This is a genomic window from Methylobacterium sp. WL69 (assembly GCF_008039485.1).
In the GTDB taxonomy this organism is placed as follows: Bacteria; Pseudomonadota; Alphaproteobacteria; order Rhizobiales; family Beijerinckiaceae; genus Methylobacterium.
On record NZ_VRUZ01000005.1, the window covers coordinates 1 to 19,585 of the forward strand.

The 19,585-nt window shown below is 63.7% G+C and carries 16 protein-coding genes and 2 pseudogenes; 13 read left to right on the forward strand and 5 right to left on the reverse strand.

Going from position 1 to position 19,585, the window contains the following annotated elements:
• The 4 genes from FV218_RS02755 to FV218_RS02770 all read left to right on the forward strand — a co-directional run.
• Nucleotides 1–1,114 (forward strand): glycosyltransferase (locus FV218_RS02755; RefSeq protein ID WP_147708618.1); only part of this gene is annotated, 1,114 nt, incomplete at its 5' end.
• A 285-nt stretch (nt 1,115–1,399) separates the two neighbouring features.
• Entirely contained in the window at nt 1,400–2,686 is a 1,287-nt protein-coding gene (locus tag FV218_RS02760; RefSeq protein ID WP_147708619.1) for a polysaccharide biosynthesis/export family protein, read from the forward strand.
• Between the two features lie 3 nt (nt 2,687–2,689).
• The gene (locus FV218_RS02765; protein ID WP_246684965.1) at nt 2,690–3,565 is read left to right on the forward strand and encodes a glycoside hydrolase family 16 protein; all 876 of its coding nucleotides are present in this window, start codon (nt 2,690–2,692) and stop codon (nt 3,563–3,565) included.
• 38 nt (nt 3,566–3,603) lie between these two features.
• Complete coding sequence (locus tag FV218_RS02770; protein WP_147708621.1) at nt 3,604–5,016, forward strand: oligosaccharide flippase family protein; 1,413 nt, start codon at nt 3,604–3,606, stop codon at nt 5,014–5,016.
• A 43-nt stretch (nt 5,017–5,059) separates the two neighbouring features.
• Here FV218_RS02770 and FV218_RS02775 read toward each other — a convergent pair whose 3' ends face one another.
• A complete protein-coding gene (locus FV218_RS02775) occupies nt 5,060–5,893 on the reverse strand; it encodes an integrase core domain-containing protein (RefSeq protein WP_246684966.1) in 834 nt (277 codons plus the stop codon).
• Nucleotides 5,894–6,424: 531 nt separating this feature from the next.
• Between FV218_RS02775 and FV218_RS02780 the strand changes: the two genes are divergently transcribed.
• The 3 genes from FV218_RS02780 (at nt 6,425) to FV218_RS02790 (ending at nt 8,789) form a co-directional block, all read left to right on the forward strand.
• Nucleotides 6,425–6,838, forward strand: coding sequence for a transposase (locus FV218_RS02780; RefSeq protein ID WP_147708622.1), 414 nt, complete (start codon nt 6,425–6,427; stop codon nt 6,836–6,838).
• The gene (tnpB, locus tag FV218_RS02785) at nt 6,835–7,182 is read left to right on the forward strand and encodes an IS66 family insertion sequence element accessory protein TnpB (protein ID WP_147708623.1); all 348 of its coding nucleotides are present in this window, start codon (nt 6,835–6,837) and stop codon (nt 7,180–7,182) included. Before FV218_RS02780 ends, tnpB begins: the two co-directional genes overlap by 4 nt.
• Before the next feature lie 101 nt (nt 7,183–7,283).
• Nucleotides 7,284–8,789, forward strand: coding sequence for an IS66 family transposase (locus FV218_RS02790; protein ID WP_147708687.1), 1,506 nt, complete (start codon nt 7,284–7,286; stop codon nt 8,787–8,789).
• Between the two features lie 118 nt (nt 8,790–8,907).
• Here FV218_RS02790 and FV218_RS23375 read toward each other — a convergent pair whose 3' ends face one another.
• Nucleotides 8,908–9,039 (reverse strand): hypothetical protein, encoded by a 132-nt coding sequence (locus tag FV218_RS23375; RefSeq protein ID WP_281407795.1) that lies wholly within the window; start codon nt 9,037–9,039, stop codon nt 8,908–8,910.
• Between the two features lie 748 nt (nt 9,040–9,787).
• Between FV218_RS23375 and FV218_RS02795 the strand changes: the two genes are divergently transcribed.
• The 3 genes from FV218_RS02795 to FV218_RS02805 are packed head-to-tail and all read left to right on the forward strand — an operon-like array spanning nt 9,788 to nt 10,481.
• Nucleotides 9,788–10,018 (forward strand): winged helix-turn-helix domain-containing protein, encoded by a 231-nt coding sequence (locus FV218_RS02795; RefSeq protein WP_147708624.1) that lies wholly within the window; start codon nt 9,788–9,790, stop codon nt 10,016–10,018.
• Nucleotides 10,019–10,023: 5 nt separating this feature from the next.
• Nucleotides 10,024–10,230 (forward strand): hypothetical protein, encoded by a 207-nt coding sequence (locus FV218_RS02800; protein ID WP_147708625.1) that lies wholly within the window; start codon nt 10,024–10,026, stop codon nt 10,228–10,230.
• Entirely contained in the window at nt 10,227–10,481 is a 255-nt protein-coding gene (locus FV218_RS02805; RefSeq protein WP_187272948.1) for a transposase, read from the forward strand. Before FV218_RS02800 ends, FV218_RS02805 begins: the two co-directional genes overlap by 4 nt.
• Nucleotides 10,482–10,812: 331 nt before the next feature.
• Here the strand turns inward: FV218_RS02805 and FV218_RS02810 are convergent, their stop codons facing one another.
• Entirely contained in the window at nt 10,813–12,888 is a 2,076-nt protein-coding gene (locus tag FV218_RS02810; protein WP_147708627.1) for a DUF4214 domain-containing protein, read from the reverse strand.
• A 284-nt stretch (nt 12,889–13,172) separates the two neighbouring features.
• On the opposite strand from FV218_RS02810, the pseudogene FV218_RS02815 reads away from it, so the two are divergent.
• A pseudogene (locus tag FV218_RS02815) lies at nt 13,173–13,547 on the forward strand (transposase); the annotation flags it as partial.
• A 3-nt stretch (nt 13,548–13,550) separates the two neighbouring features.
• Here the strand turns inward: FV218_RS02815 and FV218_RS02820 are convergent.
• Both FV218_RS02820 and FV218_RS02825 read right to left on the reverse strand, forming a co-directional pair.
• Nucleotides 13,551–13,760 (reverse strand): annotated as a pseudogene (locus FV218_RS02820) (transposase); the annotation flags it as partial.
• Nucleotides 13,761–14,708: 948 nt separating this feature from the next.
• Nucleotides 14,709–16,910 (reverse strand): TonB-dependent siderophore receptor, encoded by a 2,202-nt coding sequence (locus FV218_RS02825; RefSeq protein ID WP_187272949.1) that lies wholly within the window; start codon nt 16,908–16,910, stop codon nt 14,709–14,711.
• Nucleotides 16,911–17,482: 572 nt separating this feature from the next.
• Here FV218_RS02825 and sbnA point away from each other — a divergent pair.
• Both sbnA and sbnB read left to right on the forward strand, forming a co-directional pair.
• Complete coding sequence (gene sbnA / locus FV218_RS02830; protein ID WP_147708628.1) at nt 17,483–18,481, forward strand: 2,3-diaminopropionate biosynthesis protein SbnA; 999 nt, start codon at nt 17,483–17,485, stop codon at nt 18,479–18,481.
• A gap of 86 nt (nt 18,482–18,567) precedes the next feature.
• On the forward strand, nt 18,568–19,578 hold the full coding sequence (gene sbnB, locus FV218_RS02835; protein WP_147708629.1) for a 2,3-diaminopropionate biosynthesis protein SbnB: 1,011 nt from the start codon (nt 18,568–18,570) through the stop codon (nt 19,576–19,578).
• Nucleotides 19,579–19,585: the final 7 nt, after the last annotated feature.

Consider the following 19,585-nt stretch of genomic DNA (forward strand, 5'->3'; position numbering starts at 1 on the left):
TTTTAGTTATATGTATACATTACGCTTTGAAACTGTATGTTTCCAAGAAGTAATATGTTCATCGGCGCTTTTAGCCCTTCGGCATGAATTGGAACCTAAGGATCGAATGACGTCGGACGTTAAACCGCACCAGACTTCATCGTCCGTGAGCCAAAGCGCTGTGACCAACCCTCGGCCGGGTCGTGCGTGCTGCTACACTATCGATGAGGGTTATCTGCTGCCTACACTGCTGAGCGCGTTTCAACTTCGACGCGAACTCTCCGCGGGGGTCGCGGATGTCGTCATTCTTTGCTTCGGTTCGGCGAGCGACGCGACACGGGCCGCTGCGGAACTCTGCCAGACGCAGGGGGTAGCTTTTCGGCTCGTCCCTAGAGGTGTCCTCGAAGGCAATCCAATGACATGCGCACGGTTTTTTCTTTTTGAACTTTTGAACGGGGAATACCAGGATATACTTTATGTTGACGGTGACACCCAGGTTGCCGGCTCCCTGGAACCGCTTCTCACTTATCCCTTGGTCGATGGCCGTATCTTGGCTGTTCCCGATCCGATGGCGGTGATGATCGCAAGCTCCGAAGGGGTCTGGCCTGCCCGGCGTGCCTACTTCCGGAAGATCGGTATCTCCGACAGCGCACAGAAGCGATATTTCAACGCCGGGGTGATGCGGTTCCATATGTCTGATTGGGATGCGGTCAGCCGCGAAGGCATGGACCTGTACCGTCGCGAAGAAGCGTCTTTGATTTTCCGCGATCAGGATGCACTAAATCTTATTGTAGGCGATCGCTGCGATCTCGTTTCCTTCCGCTGGAACTTCCCGCCGTTCTTTCTGAATTTCGGAGCTGAGCGTTCGATCGGCCCGCGACTGTATCATTTCATGTCGAACCCGCGTCCTTGGCAGGGGGCCTTCCTACCGTGGGGATCCACTTGGCATACCCCCTATGCAACGCTTGCGGCGAGCCACCCCGATCTTGCCGGAACCCTGCGTCCGCTGCGCGGGGCTCGATATGGTCGATACGTAGTTCAGCAGCGCTTGAAGCGCTTTCAGGAATCCCGTGTCTGGGGCAGGCCCGAGGTTCGCGCAAGGATCGACGCCATGGAGGCACGCGCCGCCGTTTAAGGGTCGATAAAATAGGCGTTTGCTGCCCCGCCATTCTCTACCGGGATAGGCGGTAACCGGTAGTTTTGCGAGACCCGCCCTCATGTGTTCCCACCCAGACAGGTTCTGGATTTGCGCCATAGCTGCGGGTCTTTTTAAGATCATACATTCGGGCCACCCCCGTGAACAAATCGATGTGAAGCGTCGGTCCACCGCCGAGACTCTCTTTTTTACCCTTTCGCTTGTTCGATCCAATGCGTCGGGTTTGCGCCCGAGTTAGCCCAGATCGAAGACAGGGATTTCACCATGTCGCGTCTCGCTCTCGTTGCCACGTTGTCTTTCTTGGTCGCTGCTGCCTCGTCCGTGGCCGGGGGTGCGCAGGCCAATGAGTACCGGCTCGGCCCCCAGGACAAACTCGAAATTCGGGTTCACGATCTGCGAACTGGAACTGGCGAGGCTCACCAGTGGGGGGCGTTCGACGGTGAGTTCGTTGTCGACACTGCAGGGAACCTGTCGCTGCCCCTTCTTGGGGAGGTTCAGGCAGGGGGCGGGACGGTCGCCGACCTTGCCCGAGCCATCGCCGCCCGCGTTCAGTCGAAAGTCGGCTTGGCCCAGCTCCCCTCGGCCGCCGTCCAGGTGGTGAAATACCGGCCGTTCTACATCACGGGCGCCGTCGACAAGCCGGGGGAATACGAGTACCGCCCAGGGCTCACTGTGCTGCAGGCGGCCAGCATCGCGGGCGGTCTCATGCGCCCCCGTGACGGCGCCCTTCTGGGGTTCGAGCGCGACGCCCTCACCCAACGGGGCGATCTGCGAATGCTCGCGGCGGACCGGCAGGGATTGCTAATTCGACAAGCGCGCCTTTCCGCTGAGATCGCCGAGGCGGACACCGTCACCTACCCGGCCGAGACGCGGACGGCTGGCACCGGCCTCGACGCTGTCCGCGCCATCCGGGAGGAGACGTTGCTGTTCGAGGCGCGTCGCGCCGCATTGAAGGCGCAGGTCGGCGCATTCGCGAAGGCCAAAACGCTTCTGATGCAGGAACTGACATCCCTCGATAGCAAGGACGAAGCGCTGTCGCGGCAGATCGACCTGATCCGCAAGGAACTCACGCAGGTCACCGGTCTCGTCACCAAGGGTCTCGCGGTCGCCCCGCGCCAGTTCGCCGTTGAACAAAGTGTCGCGGCCTACGAGAGCAACCGCATTGACATCCAGGTCGGGCGTCTCCGGGCACAACAGGACTTATCCAGGATCGAGCGCGAGAGCCTCGATCTCCAAGCCAAACGCCGCAATGAAGCGCTGACCGAAGCGGGCGAGGTCCGCGCGAAGCTCGCCACGGTGAATGAGCGAATCGAGACGGCTACAAACCTGATCTATCAGGCTGAGGTGCGCTCACCCATGTCCGTCACCGATCTCGGCGGTGGTGAGCAGCCAATCTATGCGTTGACCCGGCGCGGCGGAGGCGAAATCGAGACGCGGATCGTCTCCGAGGGCGACACCGTCGACCCCGGTGACGTGGTGCGGATTACCGTGCCGCGCCGGGCCACCCCTCCCGCGGCCGGCAACGCACAGGCCGACGCCGAGATTCGGTGACGAATGCTGAAGAAGAGTGATCGTATGAGCGTTTTTCTGGCCTTTGGCCGCCATCTTCCGCGGGCCTCCGCGCTTGTGCTCGGTTGGATCCTTAGCACCGTCGCGGTTGGCGCAGCCCCCCTCGACCTGACGGATTTCGTCGTCACGTTCGAAGACGATTTTCGCTACCTCGACGTGTCGGCTGACGGGCCCGGCACACGCTGGACGGCGCACACACCCTGGAACGGGGATTTCGGCGACGCGCGCTTTGCTAATCCGGGCCCCCTCGGTCCGTTCGCGGCCGGTCCGGACGGATTGACGATCACGGCGCGAAAAGGAGAGGACGGTCGCTGGCATTCGGGTCTACTCTGTTCGGTCGATAAGGATGGCCCCAAGCAGACGGGGTTCTCGCAACAATACGGATACTTTGAAATCCGAACGCAGCTTCCGGATGGGCCGGGCGTATGGCCGGCCTTCTGGCTAGTCGGTAAGAACAAGGAAAAATCTTCCGCCGAGATTGACGTGTTCGAGTATTACGGCGCGTTTCCGAAGGGCTTCCACACCGTTCAGCATATTTGGGAGAACGGCAAGGATCGGCTCGGTCTCCAGCGCCTTACAGAGGTCGAGGCAGGCTTCTTTACGTCGAAGTTCAATACCTTCGGCGTGCTTATCGCACCTGACCGGACACGGTTTTATCTCAATCGTGAGGAAATCTGGGACACGCCAACCCAGCCAGAATACCACCAACCAATGTACGTCCTCCTCAACCTTGCGCTCGGTGGGGGCTGGCCGATAAAGGACCTCAAGTCACCCGCCGTCATGAAGGTCGACTACGTCCGTGTGTGGCGGGACAAGCGGTTGCCGCTTGGGCCGACATCGGGCCCCGAGCTCGCTCGGTGAAATTACGGCTCCCCACCGACGGACGCCGACTGTTCGCCTTGAACGCGGCGGCCGGGGGCGTTACGGGCCTGGCGAAAATCGGTATCCAGCTCGCCCTGCTGCCCATCATGGCGCGCCTGCTCGGACCGGAGGAGTACGGACTCTACGCCCTCGCCCTGCCGACAGTAGCGTTTTTTACGGTGCTGGCGGATGGCGGAATCGGGCTGTCCCTCGCCCGCGAGCGCGAAGCATCGACCCTTGTCTGGTCCACGGCGTTCTGGTTGCTGCTCGGAACCTGCAGCGTCATCGCCGCCATCGTCACGAGCCTTGGCTTCGTCCTTGGGGCCGTCTCGGACCAGCCGCGCCTTCCCGGCATTGTCGCGCTGCTGTCAGTAAGTTTTCTGCTCATGGCGATCTCCGCCCTGCCGGCGGCGCGGCTGGTGCGGCGGGGCAACCTTGTTCTCCACTCCATCGGGGATATCGTCTCGACGACGGTGGGCGCCGGGGTTGCGGTGGTACTCGCGGTGAAGGGTGCGGGCGCCTGGAGTCTCGCTGCCCAGTATCTCGTCGGCTTCGTCGTCCGGGCCGTGATCTTCAACGCCGCCGCCTTCGAGCGTCCGACCCTGGTCTTTGACTTCTCCGCGATTTGGCCGCACGTGACCACGGGCGGATCGGTCATCGGCAGCCGCCTAGCGGAGTTCGTCGGGCGTGCCATTGAGAACCTTCTTTACGGCCAGACCTTCGGCCCCGCCGCGTTGGGTGCCTATACTCTGGCCAACCAGATCCCCCGCTTCCTGTGCGAGGCCGCTGGTAACCCGATCTGGGGGGCGCTTTACGCGCATGCGGTGCGCGAGGACCCACGCGAGGTCGAGCCGATGCATGCACGGCTGACCCACCTGCTCGCGCTGATCCTTTTTCCGGCGGCGGCGCTGCTGACCGCTTCGGCACCCCAGGTGTTCCTCATTGCGTTCGGGCCCAAATGGATCGGCGCGACGGGTCTGATCCAGATCCTCCTGCCGTTCTACGCGCTCAATGCGGTGGCGTCGCAATGCGGCGCCGTTCTCCTAGCCAACGGCCGGGGGGGTGCGATGTTCTGGACCCTGAGCGGTCTCAGCGCCGGGCGCCTCCTCGCGGTGCTCGCCGGTCCGTGGATCGGTGTATATGCCGTGGCAGCCGGAGTGGGGGCTGCCAACGTCGCCTACGCCATCGCAATGTTCGTCGCCTTGGGCCGGACGACGGGTTCCAGTCCGATGCCGCTGCTAAAAAGCCTGATCGTTCCGATTCTCGCCAGTGTCGTCGCCGCCCTGGTCTATCTCGGGACGATCGACGGGCAATCCGTCTCCCTTGCGCGGACCGCCCTATCGCTGACGGCCGGAGCGGCCGCGTATCTCGCGGTGCTGCTGGCCCTCGAATACCGGGAGCTCAGGGCGATGGCCTCCACGCTGCGACGCCTGACCGCGCGCAAAACCTGAATTACCCCACGGGTCGGATCAAGTCGAAGCCGCATCGCCAGAACTAGGTGTACGGTCCCGGTATGAGGTGTGACGGATCGAGCCTGAAGCGATCGGGCTCTTTCGTCCAGGTGTTCAGGATGAACTCGGTGGGCGTCAAGCCGCGCAGCTTCTTGAGCCTGCGGGCATGGTTGTCGGCTTCGATGAACAGATGTAGATGCGTTCGCAGCTGAGCATGGCTGTAGTAGTGGTAGCGTTTGACCGTCGCGTCTTTGATCGTACGGTTCATTCGTTCGACTTGCCCGTTGGTCCAAAGGTGGTTCACCTTGGTCAGATGGTACTTAATGTCATGCTCGTCGCAAACACGATCGAAGATGTGCTGACTGTCGTAGATATCCCGCTGGCGTGACGTGAACTGAATGCCGTTGTCCGCGAGCACAGTGTGGATGCGGTAAGGCATCGTTTCGATGAAGTCGCGGAGGAACTGAGCGGCTTCCATCTTGCCGGCGCTCTCGACCAACCGCACGAAGACGGATTTTCTGATTCGGTCGATGGCCACGAACAGCCTGAGCTTGCCCTCAGCGGTGCTGACCTCGGCGAGGTCGATCTGGACGTAGCCGATGGCGCAACTCGCAAAGCGCTGCTTCTTGGGTTTGTCGCCGTCGATCTCGGGCAGGCGGCTGATACCGTGCCGTTCCAGACAGCGATGCAGCGAGGACAGGGTCAGGTGCGGGATCGTCGGTTGCAGACCATAGAGGCAGTCGTCGAGCGGGAGCAGCGCGTGCCGTCGGAAAGCGACGATGATCGCCTCCTCCTGAAGCGTGAGCACGGTGGAGCGCGGCTCTTTGGGTGCCATCCGGGCATCCGCCGTCGTCGCCCGTTTGCGCCACTTCTGCACCGTTGTCGGACTGACGCCTTAGCGCCGGGCCAGCGCCCTTACGCTCTCTTCACGGAGCCGGATCGCGCGACGGACTGCCTTCGTCGTGGTGGCGCTTCCATGGAGAATTTGGCCCATAGTGCGTCCCTCCACTCCGGCGTGTAGAGTGCCCCATCAAACCCTGGGATTAAACATCTAGCCAACCGAAAACGCCTAAATTGAGTCGCTTGACAGCTGCCTGCGGACGTAATGCCTGAACGTCTCGTGGTGCCTATCGCTGGCGTACGCGCGTGAGTACATCGAGCAATAGACGCGCCACTATAACTAAGATCGACCTCATACGGCTCCGGGCGAGCCTGACGCAACGAGCTTTTGCCAATCCAGCTGTCACAGACTGAGATTTTTGTAGCGCGTGAACCATAAAACAGGGTAAAATCAAGCTCAATCTTGTATTCATTTCGTACGCGTCCGGTGATGGCCGCGCTGGACGGCATCGCGGACTCGGCTGAAGCCTGACCTTAATGCTGGCGTTAAGGTCAGCGGGTTGGGGCAATGCGGGTCGAAGTGCTGGAGGGGGCCGAACGACGGCGGCGCTGGTCGTTCGAGGACAAGGTTCGGATCGTCGAAGACTCGTACGAGGCCGGGGTGTCGGTGTGTTCGGTGGCGCGCCGGCACGGAATCGCCCAGGGCCTGCTGTTCACGTGGCGACGCCAGGCTCGGCAAGGCCGTTTGGGCGGGGACGATCAGGCCCCGGTCTTCGTGCCCGTCGCGATCACCCCGGAGCCGTCGCCGGCAGTTCCGGCTCTACAGTTGGATGATCCTGGTGTTCAGGCCCAGCCCCGTCGAGCGCGGCGCAAGACCGGGATCATGGAGATCGATCTCGGCGGTGGTCGGCGTCTCAAGGTCGACCGGGATGTCGATGCCGCGGCGCTGCGACGAGTACTCGATGCCCTGGAGGGCCGATGATCCCGCTACCGGCCAACGTCCGGGTGTGGCTGGCAACCGGCGACACCGACATGCGCAAAGGCTTTTTCAGCTTGGGGATGATCGTCCAGGAGACGCTGAGGCGCGACCCTCATTGCGGGCACCTGTTCGTCTTCCGCGGCCGGCGCGGCGACCTGATTAAGGTGATCTGGCACGATGGCCAGGGCGCGTGCCTGTACACCAAACGGCTCGACCGCGGCCGTTTTCTGTGGCCGTCGGTGGCGGACGGAGCCGTGACGATCTCGACGGCGCAACTCGGCTATCTGCTCTCGGGCATCGACTGGCGGATGCCTCAGGAGAGCTGGCGTCCGAGCGCTGTCGGCTGAGGATAACGCGTTACAAAGGCTGAGCAATATTCTCTTCTACCAGGGTGCTGAACGCGCCCGAGCCGCCACCGCTTCCCACCGATCTCGCTGCCGCCCACGCCATGATCCTGGCTGAGCGGGCGGCGCGGCTCGTGTCCGAGATCGCGGTCGAACGGCTGAAGCTGGAGGTCGCCCGGCTGCGACGGGAGCGCTTCGGGGCCTCCTCGGAACGCAGCGCCCGGATCGACCAGCTCGAACTCGTCCTGGAGGATCTGGAGGAGACGCTGGCCGAAACGGACGCGCAGGCGACGAGTGAGCCTGAGGCGCGCACCACCCCGACGTCCTCCCGGGGCAAGCCCGCCCGCCGACCCCTGCCCGAGCATCTGTTGCGCGAGCGTATCGTCCATCCCGGCCCGACGACCTGCGCCTGCTGTGGCGGGGCACGCCTGCGCCCTCTCGGCGAAGACGTCACCGAGACCCTGGAGCGGATCCCGGCGCGCTGGGTGGTGATCCAGCACGTGCGCGAGCGCTTCTCCTGCAGCGACTGCGAGACCATCGCGCAGACCCCGGCTCCCTTCCACCCGATCCCGCGGGGCCGGGCCGGGCCGAACCTCCTGGCCGAGGTGATGATGGCCAAGTTCGGCCTTCACCTGCCGCTGCATCGCCAGAGCCAGCGCTTTGCCCATGAAGGCGTGCCGATCGACGTCTCGACCCTGACCGGCTGGGTCGGTGCCGTCACCACCGCCCTGTCGCCCCTGGTCGCCCGGATCGAGGCCCATGTCCGGCGAGCCGACCGCCTCCATCTCGACGACACGCCGGTGCCGGTCCTGGCCAAGGGCAAGACCCGCACGGGCCGGCTCTGGACGGTGGTACGCGATGACCGCCCCTTCGGCGGCCCCGAGCCGCCGGCCGCAGCCTACTTCTACTCCCCCGACCGCTCCGGCGCGCATGCCGAGACTTGGCTCGGCGACTTCCACGGCATCGTGCAGGCGGACGCCTTCTCGGGGTTCGGCCGGCTGTACGAGCCCGGTCGCAAGCCGGGCCCAATCCGCGAGGCGGCCTGCTGGGCCCATGCCCGACGCAAGTTCTTCGAGCTGGCCGAGCTGAGGAAGGCTCCGATCGCCATCGAGGCGGTTACGCGGATTGATGCGATCTTCGCCATCGAGCGCGCCGCTAACGGTCTTGCTCCCGATGAACGCCGCGCGCACCGCCGCACCCGCTCGGCTGCCCTCGTCACCGACCTGGAGGCGTGGTTGCGGGAGAACCGCGCCAAGCTCTCGGCCAAGGCTCCCACAGCAGCGGCGATCGACTACCTGCTCAAGCGCTGGACCGCCTTCGCCCGGTTCCTCGACGATGGACGCATCTGCCTGTCGAACAATGCCGCCGAACGCTCAATCCGTCCCATCGCGGTGGGCCGCCGCAATTGGACCTTCGCCGGATCGGACACGGGCGGCCATCGCGCCGCGGCGCTCTACACCTTGATCGAAACCGCCAAGCTCAACGGCATCGACCCGCAGGCGTGGCTCGCCGACGTACTCGCGCGGCTACCCGACCATCCCGCCCGGCGCATCGACGATCTGCTGCCGTGGAACTGGACCCCATCTCGGCTCCATCAGATCGCCGCCTGACACCCCGCCAGGACCACGACCGCGGCCTTCACCGAAGGCGTACTTCATTTCACCTTCGGAACAACATGTAAGGGCGGATCAACCCCTTCTGTCCCAAATTTCAGAATACCGGAAAAAATTAGTCCCGCCGTTTTCCATAAGGCCGGCGCCAAGGGTTCATTTCCTTTGCCATCCAGTAGCCGATGCGGACGTAGGCGCGGGCAATCATGAAGAGGCGGCAGATGCCGGTCGGTGGGCTGGTGTTGCTCATGGTTGACTCCTTAACGCGACTGCATCAAGCGCGAGCTAAAATATTGATACGAATCGATTCACCGATGACTTTTCGTTTGGCTCATCCACAGGACGCCGATTTTCCGTTTCTCGGATTCGAGGCAAGAACCATGCGAGTTGTTCCACAGTCGCACGTGCACGTCCAAAAGGGTGCCACCACGTGTTGTGTTGCCAGCCTGCTGCGCCACCATCCACAACCCGAAGCGCCGGCCCGAAAGACTAATAAGGTTCGGGTTTTTAGACATAGATTTAGGCAGAAGCACGATGGCGTCCTTTTGTACTTTGAAGAATTAATTACAAGTAGTCCAAGCTCCGTTCGATTGACTCGGTTTTGGGATTCCTGTTGGCCGGTGAACTTGCTCGGGTCTGTGGTTTGGAGGCGGACATGGCCCATATTGCTGATTTCCTGAGTGTCGCAGAACTGGGCCGGCGGGCTCGCACTTGGGAGGATGCCTGCGCCACCCTGCACTACCATGCGATCTGGCTTCTGACGCAGAGCAAACCCTTGGCCGAAGTCGCGGCCACGACCGGGTTCGTACCGCGGTGGCTGGAGCAACTGGCGCAGCGCTACAACCAGTTTGGGCCCGACGCGCAGGGTGATAGGCGTCGCCGCAACGGCACGGCCCCCGCGCCTGCCGACCCCCGAACTCCTGGACAAGCTGCGCGCCCGCCTCACCGAGCTGCGGCTCGATGGCGGAACTTAGAGTACTCCCAAGATCGCTCTGTGGATGGCGGCCGAACTCGGGGTGGTCTCGGTCTATCCGCAACGCGCCTGGGAAGCTTTGCGGGCGATCGGCTGGTCGTTCCAGGCGCCGCGCCCTAGGAACCCGGCTGTCGCCGGCCCCGAGGCACTTACCCATTTTCAAAAAAAACTCGCCGCGACCCTCGCTGAAGAAGAAGCCCGCCATCCCGGCCGATCGGTCGCGCATTTTTCACGGACGGGCACCGCATCGGGCTGAAGCCGGTGACACGCCGGGTTTGGGCCCCACGGGGACAGCGGCCCATCGCCCTCGGTCACCACCGCTACGAGTGGCTCTACGTCACCGCCTTCGTGGCAACTGCCACGGATGAGAGCCACTGGTATGTCGGCATCGGCGTATCCGAGCCGCTCTTCGAGGCTCCCCTGGCGCTGTTCGCCCGCGAGGCCGGCGCGGGCGAACGGTACCCGTGATCTTGCTTCTCGACAGCGCCGGCTGCCACACCGAGCCAGGATTGCGGGTGCGCGAGGGTATACGGTTGGTTTACATGCCGCCCTACACACCTGAGCTACAACCCGCCGAACATCTCTGGCGGCTCGTCGACGAACCCATCGTCAACCGGCACTTCGACCGTCTGAACGAAGTCCAGAAGCGCATCGAGCAACGCTGCCGAGACCTCGAAGCCGATTCCAAAACCGTGCGCGACAACACCCTCTTCCATTGATGGCCACAAATACGACTCCGAGCTAATCAATCAGAGATGGTATTATACCCTCTCCCTTTGAGTCGAGGCAAGAGATGGTCTGGAGATCGAATGGGCATGGGCAATCCACGACCTCACCAGTCAATCGCTGGTTTTGCGATCCATTCCAGCGTATGCCACCTGCTCTGGGGCTCGCAGCGGGAGGTGTTGTAGCGGATGCCATCGACCGTAGGTTGGGTATCCTCATCGTTAGTGCCAGTTACGTCAAAGTTAGTGCCAGTTAGGTCAAACGTAAAACGGTAGGACTTTTTCCCTACCGCTGCGTTGTGGCTGGTCCGCCCCAATACTAAGATCAAATAAGGTTCCATCCTGCCTCGATTTTTCCAACGAGGTGGATCTGCGCTTCTGAGCTCGCCGATATTTGAACAGCAACATCGGCGTACGACGCTCCGTGCTGTAGAGATTCCATCCAAAACTCCAAACCACTGACGTCGGGTGCTCGGCCTAGCGCGTTGCTGTAAAGGCTTGAAACAAATGTCGCATCGCTTACGCCCAAGAGTTTGACCTGCGCCTCGCGTGAGGCCAAAAATTGCTGCGCGATGCTGGTGAGAGAAGTGCCGTGCTGAACCTCGCTCGTCCATCCAACAAGGCCGGCAGCATCGGGTGCTCGGTCTAGGATGCCATAGTAAAGACGCGCTGCAGCGGCGGCATTCGCATCGGGCACGAACACGCCCGTGTCGAAAGCGCCTTGGATGTTGGCGAGGTGCTCAGGCGAGAGGGCAAAGCCTAACGCCACATCCGCTCGGGAGACTCCCTGAGCGAGCGTGTCTATCCAACTCTGCAAACCAGCTACGTCCGAATGCCGGTGCAGGCTCGCTTCGTACATGTGCTCGACGAATGCCGCATTGTCGAGTGTACCAACCCAAGCCTGTCCTTCCAGTGAGCTTAGGAATTGCCGAGCAACGTCTTTGAGTGTGAGTCCATGGCCCACAGCATTCGTCCACGCGGCAAGGCCAAGGGCGTCGGCTGGACGGCCTAGGAGGGCATCGTAGAGAGCGTAGACCTCGCCGGCTGCGCTGTGCACATCGTGCGTAACCGTTCCGAAATACGGACGGTTTTGAGACTGGTTTTGGGTATCAATGGGCACGGCTAAATTGTCCGTGCTAAAGCTGATGGATGTTGTTACAGACAGTAACGCTGGGATTGCGCTGGTGTCCTGAACGGTGAAGGCGTGGGCGCCGGTACTCATCAGCGAGATCTGGCTGCCGAAGACAGCTGCGTCGTTATAGGTGGCGCTATCGATGTAGAGGTTGCGGTCGGTGCTGGCGGTTCCGTCGTAGGCATCGTTGAGGAAGTTGATGCTAACCTCGTGGCTGCCTTTGGCCCAGTCGCCATTTATCGTGATCGTATCCGACTGGTTGGCCCCGTGGGAGGCATGAGCCGTCAGGGTGCCGCCGACCTGTTTGCCGTCTAACGAGACGGTGTACTGCGCGTCACCATGGTAAGCGTCCTCGCTAATTTTTAGCATCAGCTTGTCTGACCCAGAGCCAATGGTCAACGTGACCGGCGTCGAGACCGGGGTAGCAGGAGTTGCAGAGCCTGTACTGGTAGCGCCGTACAGCCCCGGATCGTGTCCGTCGGGAGCGGAGACGGCGCCCTGGGTCACGGCGACCGCGCCGGGGGCCTTGGAGTAAGCCCGAATGTAGTCGATCTTCATCGTGATTGGGACGCTGGCCGCGTCGGCATCTTCCTGTGTGGCCAGGTTGGCTAGAAGATACATCGGCCCAGTCATATCGCTCGGTGTCGCCTGCGAGCCAACGAACTGACCATCGACGAAGAAGCTGATCTTGTCCTTCTGCCAATCCATCCCGTAGGTGTGGTAGCCACTGGACTGGGCCGTCTCGCTGTAGACCTGCCGGTTCTGCTGCCAGGGTATGTTGGGGGTCTGGTCGGTGGTGTGAATCGTGCTGTAGACGCCATTGTTGTTGGCGCCGTAATGCTCGACCACGTCGAGTTCCTGCCAGCCCGGGAGCTTGTTGGGATTGGCGGCTGGCTTATCGGGCAGGAGCCAGAATGCGTCCCAGCCACCCTTCGCGTCGGCGAGATCGGCGCGCATTTCGAAGTACCCGTAGGTCTGCGAGAACTTACCCTGCGTGGTGATCAGCCCGGACTCCCAGCTGCCGGGATAGCCTGATGGAGTCTTGTCGGGGACGGCCGTGATGGCGAGCGCACCGCCCTGGACCCGGAACGGGTCGTAACCGGAGGCGGGGTCAACGAACGACGAACGCCCGAACCCGATGTCGGAGTTGGCGTCGAAGCGCCAGTTGGAGCGGATATCAGTCCAGGTCGTGCCAGCACCGGTTTGCGAGATGCTGCGCGCGTTAAATTCGTCGGTAAACGTCAACTTGTAGCCGGCCAGATCAAGCATTGCCAATTGCGCCCCAAATTTAGCGCGACAGTGGACGAAACGAGTTAAAATTCTTTGTACCTTTTAGAGCGTATCATCGCCTAAGAGCGCCTAACAAAACGGCATCGAGCGGGGTTTTCAGCTTTGGTTTGACAAGGCCAGACCGCTGCTCCCCGACGATCTCTAGAATGAGATCACTCCGCTCCTTCCGCCGCCTTGACCCGTCCGAATGACCCTGACCCACCAAATTGGTCCACGCTGTGCGCAAGTTTTTCGGGCATCAACCCTGAAAGAGGGTGGATGCCATGCCTCGCAAACGCTTCACGAACGAACAGATCGCCTTTGCCCTGCGGCAGGCGGAGAACGGCGCGACGGTGGACGAGGTCTGCCGGAAGATGGGCGTATCCGAGTCGACCTTTTATCGCTGGAAGAAGCAGTTCGTCGGCATGGGCGTGCCGGAGATCCGACGATCTCGAGCAATTTGAGGACGAGAACAGCAAGCTGAAGCGGCTGGTCGCCGACCTGACGCTGGACCGCTCCATGCTGCAGGACGTCCTCAAGCGAAAGTGGTGAGGCCCGCCGCTCGCCGTGAGGTCGCTGGTCACCTGCAGGTGGCCTACGGGATCAGCAAGCGTCGGGCCTGTCTGGCAACCGGCTTCGGCCGTTCGTCCCAGCGCTACAGTTCGAAGCCGAGCATTCTCAGTCTCAAGGCTCTTCATCCGTCGAACCTGATCTGACTTCAGCCCGCCAAACTCACGCCGCCACCGGTAGTATGTCACTGAACTGACGCCGAGCGCGCGGATCGCATCGGCCACGCTCTGGCCCTGTGAGATCAGCACATCCGCCTGCCGTAGCTTGGCAACGATCTCCTCGGGCTTCGGGTGCTTTGCCATCTTGTCCTTCCTCCAGGCTCAAAAGCCATACCAAAGGGCGGACCACCTCAATGGGGACGGACCAAGCTCGTGAAGGGCCATGCGGCCGCCCGCCTCGGTCAGACAGCAACCGGCATGCCCACGCTCGATCCGCTCCCATTCTAGCTGGTGAATTGGTTCGAGGGTCTCGACGGGGTGCGGCTCAGAAAGGTGGCGTCCGCCTCGATCCCGGTCTGTAGGACGGAGGAAAATCCAGCCACGGAGCGGAGTAAATCTAGGCCATTCGAGCTTCACCAAGCCCGCAGAACCCATCTTCAAAACCGTTTCCAGAGCAAACATTTACGCCGATGCCGCACTCGAAGTACGGCTTTCAAAGTCGACAAGCCTCGGGCGGTTTGGCGGCCTGGATTTGCACCGCCCTCTACAGAAAGGCGTGACGCTTCAACGCCGATCCACACCAACTGGTATGTGAGGCTGACTGCTCTTAGTTGCACGCAAGGATTGTACTTTTAGCAGGGCTTGTGCGTGTATTCAGAAGTGCATAACATCCTTTTGTCGGAGAACAGCTAAGTGATTGGAACTGCTGCGCTTGCTCGGCGGATTATCGAGTCCTGCCGGGCCCACCACCATTTCCCGACGAAATCGCCCCCACCGCACACCGCGCACCGCCCTTGGAACTCAAGGGATGTGCACCCCTCGCCCCCCGAGCGCGAGATGACGACGTACCCGGACACGACGGCACCCGCCTCCTGACTGAGACCCTGCCCACGCGTGCGGGAATGTTGGTGACGCGACTGGCCGCTTCCACGCCGACCGCCGTGTCGGGCCGCGGGCGGTTATCGCCGCGGCGGCCGCCCGATGCCGGGACCGGACAAGGGCCGGACCCGCTTGTCGGGAGCCGCCAAGGCGGTCCTTGGCAAGGCCTGCCTCGAGTCAGCGCCCGCCAGACCGACGACATCGGCGGTGCGTTCAGAAGTCGACCGTGGCGGAGACGAGGACGGTTCGGGGCGTGCCCTGGCTCAGGATGCCGCGGCCGGTGGACGCCCAGTAGTTGTTGCCGGTCACGTTCACGACGTTGGCCCGCAGGGTCAGGGGGCGGTCGCTCAGGGTCGTGGCGTAGCGCACGCCGAGGTCGAGGGTGGCCCAGTCGGGGATCTTCTGGCTGTTGGCGAGGTCGTAGTATTGCGAACTCGTGTAGATCACCCGGCCGGTCAGGCTGAGGCCCGGTGCGAGGGCGGGCGGCAGGTCGACCTCGCCGTAGAGGTTGAGTTGCATGCTCGGCACGCCGACGGCGACCTTGCCGACATTCGCGGGGGACTGGGCGGCGACCTGCACGCCGTCGAGGAGACTGACGCCGCCGAGGATGCGCACGCCCGGGACCGGTTCACCGAACACGGTGAGTTCGACGCCGTCGTTGCGCTGGCGCCCGTCCACGGAGAACACCAGGGTGCGCGGGTCGGTGAAGCCGAACGGCTGCTCGATGCGGAAGGCGGCGAAGCCCACGCCGACGGTGCCGAAATCGTACTTGGCGCCGATCTCGGTCTGGCGCGACACGGCGGCCGGGAAGGCGGCCGAGGCGTTGACCGCGTTAACCGGTGGGGCGGGGGAGGTCAGGCCCTCAATGTAGTTGCCGTAAACCGACAGGCGCTCGAGGGGTTTGACCACGAGGCCGAAGCCCGGCGAGAAGGCGCCGCTGTCGCTCGCTCCCGTCCGCAGGCCCGTGGTCGGGCTGATCGACTTCACGTCGATGTCCTGCCAGCGCCCGCCCAGGGTGAGGAGCACCCGGTCGTCGAAGAACGACAGGGTATCGGCGATGGCGAGGCTGCGGTTGATCCGCATGGCGGTGGTCGGGGTCAGGCGCGACAGGGCGGCGGGCGAGCGCGGCGCGGCGATCACCGGATCGTAGAGGTTCGACACGATGGTCGGGCCGACAGTGACGCCGGGAACCTGGGACAGGTCCTGCCAGAACCCCACGGCGGCGATGCCGAAGCTGTGCTTGACCGGGCCGGTCTCGACGGTGCCGCGCAGGCCCACCTCCGCCGTCTCGTTGGGGATGCGGAACGGGATGAAGGAAATCGGGTCGCGATAGTCGCCGCGCGCGTTGAAGATCTGCAGCACGCCGCCGAAATATTCCTGCCGGAAGTTCGCCATGCCGTAGGCGGCGTAGGCGGTCAGGTTCTCGGTCAGATCGTACTCGACTCGGAAGGCGGCCGACTTGTTGCTGCTGGTCCGGTACTCCCACGGCTGATGCTGGTTCAGGGTGAGGTCGGGCGCGCGGGGAATCGGGAAGCCCGACAGCACCGAGCGGTTGCGCAGGGGCGAGGTGAAATCGAGCTGCTGGTAGCCGAGATCGGCACTCGCCCGCAGGCGGTCGCCGCGATAGTCAAGGGCGAGGGCGGCGACGCCGAAGCGCAGGCTCTGGTTGTCGATGGGGGTGTCGCCGTTGTTGAGCGCGCCGTTGAAGCGGATGCCCCATTCCTTGTTGTCGCCGAAGCGCCGGCTGACATCGACGGCCTTGTAGATCTGTGCGTCGGACGAATAGCCAACGGTGACGCGGTTCAGGGGCTCGTCGCCCGCGCGCTTCGGGATCAGGTTGATCACGCCGCCGATGTTGCCGAAGGGCGGGATGCCCGAGAGCAGGGTCGAGGGTCCGCGCAGGACCTCGACGCGCTCGATGGGCTCGATGGCGGGATTGAAGGCGTCGGCCACGCCGAAGAGGCCGTTGAAGCCGATGTCCTGGGCGAAGACCGGGAAGCCCCGGATGAAGAAGCCGAGGATGCCGCTGAAGGCCGGGACGTTGGTGCGGATCGAGGGATCGTTGTTGACCACGTCTTGGACGTTGCGGGCCTGCTGATCCCGGATCAGCTTCTCCGTGTAGCTCGTGCTGCTGAACGGCTGGTCGAAGACGTTGCGGTTGCCGAGGAAGCCGAGCCGGGAGCCCGACGCCACCGCGCCGCCGGCATAGGGCGGCGGCGGCGGGCCGACGACGGCGTTGGGGTTCGCCGGCGCGCGGCCCCCGGTGCCGCTGCCCTGGACCGAGAGTTCGTCGAGCCGGACCGCCTCCTGGGCCGGCGCCATGCCGGGGGCGGCAACGACGGCGGCCGCGAACAGGCTGGCGGCGGCTCCGAACCGGCGTTCCGTACGGCGGGGTGCCGTTGAGATCTTTGGCATCGGACGACTCCGGCGGCGACGCGAACACGCTGCATTCCCTCGGAATGCGACCAGGAGGCGAGCATTCGAATGCCCCGCCTCCGCGGGTTTCATCGTCGAAGATCGACGCGGCGGCAAGGTCAGATCCGGCTGTATAGCTTCTTATGAAAAGCATCGTTGCTGGATCGGCACATCTATACATTATAATAATTCCAGGAATATGGGATATTTTATTCTTTGGTTCGGGTCGATCCGGCAAACTTATGCCAGCCCTCGCGGCGCGCCTTCGCGATCCGTCCCCTCCGGCGCCCTGAGATTCAGAATCGCCTCGGTGAAAATGGACCATCGAAGAGCGACCGATGAACGACGAACAAGAAATCGTAATTTTTGGTTCTGTTCTAAAACATTCACGGTGTTCATTTGAATTTTTCCAATGATATAGCTTTATAATTTTGAATTTTATCCGGGTATGATCTTGATAAGCGCCGCGGATGTCCTCAATCAGCGCCGATGCCGACCGGTCGGAGCGCACGAAGAGTCCGATCTCTTCACGCGCTCCCTCTCGGACACAGGACAGCAACGGAGCAGCAGCGATGATGCCGAATGCCGGACCGCCCGTCGGACAGACGCCGCTCGTGGCCCTGGATCGCCTGTTCCCGCCCGAGATCGTGCCGGTCTTCGCCAAGCTCGAGATGCTCAACCTCGGGGGCAGCGTGAAGGACCGCACCGCCAGCCACATGGTGGCCGAGGCCGTCGCGGCCGGTCGGATCACGGCCGGGAGCCATCTGGTCGAGAGTTCCTCGGGCAACCTCGCCGTCGCCCTGGCGATGATCTGCAGCCGCCATGGGCTGCCGTTCACCGCCGTGGTGGATCCCAAGATCGCGCCGGCCAACCGGCACCTCATCGAGGTCTTCGGCGGCCGGATCGACATGGTCACGCGAGCCGATGCCCAGGGCGGCTACCTCCAGACCCGGGTCCGGCGCGTCGCGGAACTGGTCGAGACCCTGCCCGGCGCGGTTTGGCTCAACCAGTACGCCAATCCCGACAACTGGCGGGCGCATTATCACGGGCTCGGCGCCGAGATCGTGCGGGAAATGCCGGCGGCCCCCACCCATGTGGTCGCGGCCGTGAGCACCTGCGGCACCCTCATGGGGCTGGCCCGGCGCCTGCGCGAGCGCTGGCCCGAGATCGAGGTCGTCGCCGTGGACATCGAGGGCTCGGTGATCTTCGGGGCCCAGGGCGGCTCCCGCGACATTCCGGGGATCGGCGCGAGCCGCGTGCCCGAGCAATTGTCCCTGCCCGAGGTCGACGCCGTGATCACCGCCACCGACTGGGAATCCACCCTCGGCTGCCGCCGTCTCGTGGCGAGCCAAGGCATCCTCGCCGGCGGCTCCTCGGGCACGGTGGTGGCGGCCATCGCCAAGCTGATTCCGACCCTGCCGGCCGGCTCGCGCATCGTCACCCTGCTGCCGGACCGGGGCGAGCGCTACCTCGACACGGTCTACGCCGAGGATTGGCCGGCCCCCGAGCGCCGCGTCACCCGGCCCTTCGCCGCCTCCTACCGCCGCCTCAGCCGGCGCGCCGCCGCCTGATCGCGCGGAGCGCATCCCCGGCCCGACGCCTCCGCCGGGACCGCCCGCCCACGCCCATCCCCGTCCCCCCGCAACGGAATGCTCCGATGGCAGCAGCGACCCTGCGCTACCTCTCGCGCTCCGACATCGCCGGCCTCGGCGGCGACCGGTCCGATCTCTACATGGAGGCCGTGGAGGCGGGGTTCCGCTTGCACGCCGCCGGCGATTTCGTGCAGCCGCTCAAGCCCTACCTGCGCAGCCCGCGCACGGACCACATCGCCGACCGCATCATCGCCATGCCGGCCTGGATCGGCGGCGCGCAGCCCATGGCCGGCCTGAAGTGGATCGGCTCGAAGCACGACAACCCGTCCGCCCGCGGCCTGCCGCGCGCCAGCGCGGTCATCGTGCTCAACGATCCCGAGACGAACTATCCCATCGCCGTGATGGAGGCCGGCCTGATCAGCGCCATGCGCACCGCCGCCGTGACCGGGCTCGCCATCCGCCACCTCGCGCGCGACGGTTTCACCGAGGCCGCCATCATCGGCTGCGGCCCCATCGGCGAGCGTCAGGCCGCGATGCTGGCCGAGCAGTTCCCGAGCCTGATGCGCCTGCGCCTGTTCGACCTGCGCCCGGAGGCCGCCGAGGACCTGTCGGCCCGCATCCGGGACCGGTTCCCGCACCTCGCCGTCACCCTCGCGCCGAGCGCCGAGGCCGCCGTGCGCGGGGCGCCCGTGGTGATCACCTGCACGGTGACGGACAAGCCCTACCTACCCTTCGCCTGGCTCGCGCGCGGCACGCTGCTCGCCAACGTCTCGATCATGGATGTCGAGCGCGCGGTCTTCCTCCAGGTCGACAAGGTGGTGGTCGACGATTGGGACCAGTCGAACCGCGAGAAGAAGATCATCAACCTCCTCGTGGAGGCGGGCGAGTTCTCCCGCGAACGCCTGCATGCCGAGCTCGGCGAGATCGTCGTCGGCCGGAAGCCCGGCCGGGAGACGGACGACGAGATCATCCTGCTCAACCCCATGGGTATGGCCATCGACGACATCGCCTGCGCCCACGCGATCCTGGCCCGTGCCGAGGCCGCGCAGGCCGGCATTCTGCTGCCGCTGTTCTAGGGGGCAC

Excerpts from the sequence above, each read along its gene's own strand:
- FV218_RS02760 (WP_147708619.1), top strand. The coding sequence starts at position 1,400 with ATGTCGCGTCTCGCTCTCGTTGCCACGTTGTCTTTCTTGGTCGCTGCT.
- FV218_RS02765 (WP_246684965.1), top strand. The coding sequence starts at position 2,690 with ATGCTGAAGAAGAGTGATCGTATGAGCGTTTTTCTGGCCTTTGGCCGC.
- FV218_RS02780 (WP_147708622.1), top strand. The coding sequence starts at position 6,425 with ATGCGGGTCGAAGTGCTGGAGGGGGCCGAACGACGGCGGCGCTGGTCG.
- tnpB (WP_147708623.1), top strand. The coding sequence starts at position 6,835 with ATGATCCCGCTACCGGCCAACGTCCGGGTGTGGCTGGCAACCGGCGAC.
- FV218_RS02790 (WP_147708687.1), top strand. The coding sequence starts at position 7,284 with ATGATCCTGGCTGAGCGGGCGGCGCGGCTCGTGTCCGAGATCGCGGTC.
- FV218_RS23375 (WP_281407795.1), bottom strand. The coding sequence starts at position 9,039 with ATGAGCAACACCAGCCCACCGACCGGCATCTGCCGCCTCTTCATGATT.
- FV218_RS02795 (WP_147708624.1), top strand. The coding sequence starts at position 9,788 with ATGGCGGCCGAACTCGGGGTGGTCTCGGTCTATCCGCAACGCGCCTGG.
- FV218_RS02810 (WP_147708627.1), bottom strand. The coding sequence starts at position 12,888 with ATGCTTGATCTGGCCGGCTACAAGTTGACGTTTACCGACGAATTTAAC.
- FV218_RS02825 (WP_187272949.1), bottom strand. The coding sequence starts at position 16,910 with ATGCCAAAGATCTCAACGGCACCCCGCCGTACGGAACGCCGGTTCGGA.
- sbnA (WP_147708628.1), top strand. The coding sequence starts at position 17,483 with ATGATGCCGAATGCCGGACCGCCCGTCGGACAGACGCCGCTCGTGGCC.
- sbnB (WP_147708629.1), top strand. The coding sequence starts at position 18,568 with ATGGCAGCAGCGACCCTGCGCTACCTCTCGCGCTCCGACATCGCCGGC.